The following is a 5,053-nucleotide window of genomic DNA, read 5'->3' as shown; positions in this document are numbered from 1 at the left end:
TGTTTCACCTCCATGCATGTTGGTCAACGGCCACGTCTTGAACGAGCGCCGCGCTAAGGAACCTCTGATCAAGTCCGTTCGTGGTGAGCTGATCGAACCATGGACGGACTTGATGTTATGAAAATTCAGGAAGTTATCCGTTCACCCTTCGACAAGCTCAGGGCGAACGGATAACTTAACCCGAGCTTCCCTAATGAGTATCCACCTGCATCGGCATAATGACAAGAGGCATGCCTTTGATATGCCGCTGGCGCTGAATCGCCAATGCCGTGTGGTTGTGCAGCAGGCGCGTCATCCAGTTTTCCTCGCGGAACACCAGCGTGCCGGCGAAAAACACGCTGCCGGGGAAACGTTGCAGAACATCGTCGGCCAGTTTGACGGCCGCCTCGACCGGATCGGTGCCATAAGCGGAATAACCGGCCGCCGCCATGTTGTGGGCGCGACAGAACTCGACGTACTTGTGCAACGATTCGTCCACCTGGTGCTTGAGGTCCACCAGGGTCTGGTCGCCTTTCATGCGCGTGGTATCCACCTCGCCGACGCTAAGGAAGACGAAATTGTGAAACCGCCCCGGGAACAGGCGCTGGGAATTGAGCAAGGTATGGATGCCCACTCCGCGGTAGCTCGAAACGAAAAAAACCGCCGCGGGCTCACCTTCGCGGACCGGCGGGGGCTGTCGGGTGGGGATTACGACCGGAATCCGGGTCAGGATGTCGTCGAGGGCAGTCAGACGCTTGCCCACCGTGCGGTAGTGACTGTACACCAGCACGCACAGACCGATGAGCGAACCGGTGACGAGCGCCGCGATCCAGCCGCCCTCGTGGAATTTTTCCACCAGCATCACCACCAGAATGCCAGAGGTGGCGACGAGACCCCATAGCGTCAGACCGAGCCGCGGCAGCCATCCGGTCTGGGTGTCGCGGTTTTTCCACCAGTAAACGCACAGGCCCAGCAGGGTCAGCGAAAACGTCAGAAACACGTTGATGCTGTAAAGCACCACCAGCAGATCCACCCGGCCGCCGCTCCACAACAGCACGGCGTACGCGGCGCCGCCCATCAGCAGAATCCCGTTCTTGGTCACCAGCCGGTCCGAGAGCTGGGCGAAGCGGTGCGGCACCCAGTGATCCACGGCCATGTTGGAGAGCGTCGCGGGACCGCCAAGAAATCCGGTGTTGGCCGCAACGAACAGCAGGCCGGCCTCGAACACGAGTGTGGTCACGAGCAGAATCTCGCCCAGATGCCAGCCGCTCCAGGTCGGCCAGTCCGCGAGGATGGCGCCGAAGGCCACGGCATTCAGGGTCTGTCCCTCGACAGGCTGCACGCGCCACAACAGATACAGCAGGATGATGCCGCCGGCGGTGAACGACAGCGACAGCGCCATGTAGAACATGGTCCATTTGCCGGTGGTTACGCGCGGTTCCTTCAGCAGGTTGACGCTGTTCGAGACCGCCTCGATGCCGGTGTAGGTGCCGCCACCCATGCCGTAAGCGCGCACGAACAGCGCGATCACGAACACGATGCCCATTTCGCGCGACAGCAACTGCGCACCGGCGATGCTTTCCGGGAGCAGGCCGCCGATGTCTTGGGCATGTCGTGTAATGCCATAAATAATCAAAAACGCGTGCGTCAGGACAAACCCGATAAAGATGGGCAGCAGGAATTTGATGGACTCCTTGACGCCGCGCAAATTGAGAATCACCATGGTCAGCAGCGCCAGCCCGGCAGCTTCCGGCTTGAGTACACTCCACGACAGCGGCAGGAAACTGAACAGCGCGTCCGCGCCGGCGGCGATGGAGATGGCGATGGTAAGCACGTAATCCACCACCAGCGCGCTGCCGGAGATCAGCCCCGCGCGTCTGCCGAGCAGGCGCGTGGCCACTTTGTATCCGCCGCCGCCGGTGGGAAAGAGTTCGATCACCTGATTGTAGGAAACCGCGATCACGAACACGGTCATCGCAGTAGCCACAGCGAGAAACAGAGCGAGATGGGTGTGCTCGCCGAGCGCCATGAATGCCTGCTCGGGACCGTAAGCCGAGGATGACAAGCCGTCCGCGCCCAGACCCACCCAGGCGAAAAATGCGATCAGCGTGATGTGGCGATGGGTCTCCGGCGCCATGGGATCGCGCGCCGGTCCGAAAAGCACCTTGAACAGCCGGTCGCGCCAGCGCAACAGCAGTGGCCGTTTATCGGCGCTCTCAAAGGGATTCGGTGGCAGGGGCGATTCAGGCATCGGAGGACTGGCGGTCAGGGCACGCCGTGCGCGTCGCCACAGCCAAGCATTTCATGCGCAGCGGGCATTCCGGGAAGTCCACGCGGCATATCTGTCTTTTATCATTGCCTGTCATCAATTCGTGCATGGACGCTTGGCGACGGCAAAATTATACTCTGCTTCTGGCACACCTCTTTGCAGTATATCAACCGGAGATTCCATGCGCCCTGCGCTTATCCTCGCCGTCCTCGAACGCGAATTCCAGAGCACCCGCGAGGGTCACCACACGCCGGTCATGCTGTGGGGGCCACCTGGCGTGGGCAAATCGCAGATGGTGGCGCAGGTGGCCCGGAAATACAGCGTACCGGTCATCGACATCCGGCTCTCGCAAATGGAGCCGACCGACCTGCGTGGCATCCCGTTCCGCGTCGGCGACGTCGTGGAATGGGCCATCCCGGCGATGCTCCCGGACGCCCAGCGCCACGGCCCCGAAGGCATCCTGTTTCTCGACGAGATTACGTCGGCGGCACCGACGGTTTCTGCCGCCGCGTATCAACTGATCCTCGACCGCCGCCTCGGTGCCTATCAGGTGCCGGAGCACTGGGCGATCTTCGCCGCCGGCAACCGCCAGGGCGACCGTGGCGTCACCTACAGCATGCCCGCGCCGCTGGCCAATCGCTTTTCCCATTTCTCGGTCGAAACCCATCTCGACGACTGGGTCGCGTGGGCGTATGCGAACAACATCGACGAGCGCGTCATCGCCTTTCTGCGGTTCCGCCCCGAGCTGCTGTTCGATTTCGACCCGGCACACAATCCCGTGGCGTTCCCGTCACCACGTTCGTGGGAATTCGCGCATCGCGCGCTCGCGAAGTTCGGCGACCGGCCGGAATTGCTGCTGGGTGGTCTTGAGGCCTGCGTCGGCCCGGCGGCGGGCGTGGAACTGAAGGCCTTCATCGATAATCTCGACAACCTGCCGGATATCGACGCGATCGTCAACGGCGTCTCCACCACCGTGCCGAAAGAGACCGACCTGCAATACGCGGTGGCTGCCGCGCTCGTGGGGCGCGCGATCCGCGCCAAGGGCAGCAGCGACGAGGCCAAGGTGTTTGGCAACATCCTCGACTACGCCGGGCGTTTCCCGAGCCGCGAGATGGGCGTGATGCTGGTCTCGGACATGCAACGCGCCGTCGGCGAGAAACTGTTCGCGCTCCCGCAATTCGCGCAGTGGGCCAAGAAGATCGCCAGCGTCATGATCTTCGACATGTGGCAGAAGCCGGCCGCGGCACGCAAGTCGTAATCTTTTCCGGATCGCCATGACGGATCAGGATGACATCGAGAACAAGCTCGTCGCCGCGCGCACCTGGCTGATTATCGACAAACCGTTTCTCGGCGCGCTGGTGCTGCGCCTGCCGCTGGTCGAGGCCGATCCCAAGTGGTGCCATACCACCGCCACCGATGCGCGGTCGTTCTACTACAACCGCGACTACATCAAGGCGCTGTCGTTCGAGCAGACCAAATTCATCCTCGCACACGAGGCGCTGCACTGCGCGTTGTCGCACTTCGCGCGTCGCGAACATCGCCACAAGCACCGCTGGGACCTGGCCTGCGACTTCGCGGTCAATCCCTTGTTATTGGCCGACGGGCTCACGCCCGCACCGGGCGCACTGATTCTGGACGCATTCAAGGACATGACCGCGGAGGAGATATATCCCTGCATCCAGGATAACACCGACGAAGAACCGATGGACCAGCATCTCTACGATCAGGACGACAGGCCGCACGGTTCGGGCGACCGTGACGACGGTCAAGGCGGTCGCGGCGAGATGCAAACTGAAGACAGTGGCGGCAATCATGGCGAGCCGGATGCGCAGGCTGGCGGCGCGCCGCAACCACCGCCGCTTGCCACCCCCGAGCGCGATTCGCTCGACAAGCAGTGGCAGCAGCGCCTGGCCTCGGCCGCGCAGCAGGCTATCCATGCAGGCAAGCTCGGCGGCTCGATGGCACGCATGGTGGATCACCTGCTGCAGCCGCAGCTGCCGTGGCGCATGCTGCTCGCGCACTACATGACGCGCGCCTCGCGCAATGACTACAGCTTCGCGCATCCATCGCGGCGCGAGGGCACGGCCATCCTCCCCGGTCTGCGCAGCCAGCACATCGATCTGCTTGTGGTGCTCGACACCAGCGGCTCGATTTCGGACGATGAGATGCAGGAATTCCTGAGCGAGGTCAACGCCATCAAAGGCCAGGTCGGCGCGCGCATCACGCTGCACTCCTGCGATGAAAAACTGGCGCCGGAAGGACCATGGATTTTCGATCCCTGGGAAGACATAAAATTGCCCGGAAAATTGCCGGGCGGCGGCGGCACGCGCTTCACACCGGTCTTCGAATGGGCCGAGTGGCAGGATCGCGCGCCGGATTTGCTGGTCTACTTCACCGACGCAAAGGGCGAATTCCCCAAGAGTGAGCCGTCTTATCCCGTGCTTTGGCTGGTCAAGGGCAAGGAGAAGGTGCCCTGGGGCCAGCGGATTCAGTTAAACTAGCAACTCGCCCGTTTCATCCCGCGTTCGTATTCATCCATGGAACTCTCCAGCGAAGACCTGCTGCGCTTGAACGTCCTCCTCGCCAACGATATCGAGGCCATCCGCATCGACGAGCAGCACATGACGGTCTACGGCCTTTCACGTGGTAACGAAGCGCGCATTCCGCTCAGTCCCAACTGCCGTCCGGAGAAATACCTGCGGCTGGTGCGCGAGATGCTCTCGAGCCACGTGCTCGGTTCGCCCGGCGGCTATCCGGTATTCCTGCAACGCTGGACGCGCATGGGTCAGGCGCGCGAGGCACAGC

Annotated in this window: 3 protein-coding genes and 1 pseudogene; 3 read left to right on the top strand and 1 reads right to left on the bottom strand. The window is 62.4% G+C overall.

Annotation, left to right across the window (positions count from 1 at the left end):
* Window positions 1–190: 190 nt before the first annotated feature.
* Entirely contained in the window at window positions 191–2,230 is a 2,040-nt protein-coding gene (locus tag WB402_RS10455; RefSeq protein WP_424207606.1) for an APC family permease, read from the bottom strand.
* Window positions 2,231–2,429: 199 nt separating this feature from the next.
* On the opposite strand from WB402_RS10455, the gene WB402_RS10450 reads away from it, so the two are divergent.
* The 3 genes and pseudogenes from WB402_RS10450 to WB402_RS10440 form a co-directional block, all read left to right on the top strand.
* Window positions 2,430–3,506 (top strand): AAA family ATPase, encoded by a 1,077-nt coding sequence (locus tag WB402_RS10450; RefSeq protein ID WP_424207604.1) that lies wholly within the window; start codon window positions 2,430–2,432, stop codon window positions 3,504–3,506.
* Between the two features lie 16 nt (window positions 3,507–3,522).
* On the top strand, window positions 3,523–4,749 hold the full coding sequence (locus WB402_RS10445; RefSeq protein WP_424207602.1) for a DUF2201 family putative metallopeptidase: 1,227 nt from the start codon (window positions 3,523–3,525) through the stop codon (window positions 4,747–4,749).
* A gap of 36 nt (window positions 4,750–4,785) precedes the next feature.
* Window positions 4,786–5,053: pseudogene (locus tag WB402_RS10440) on the top strand (sulfur reduction protein DsrS); the annotation flags it as partial.

The organism is Sulfuricaulis sp. (assembly GCF_049587675.1).
Lineage (GTDB): Bacteria > Pseudomonadota > Gammaproteobacteria > Acidiferrobacterales > Sulfurifustaceae > Sulfuricaulis.
This window is presented reverse-complemented; position numbering and strand designations above follow the sequence as displayed.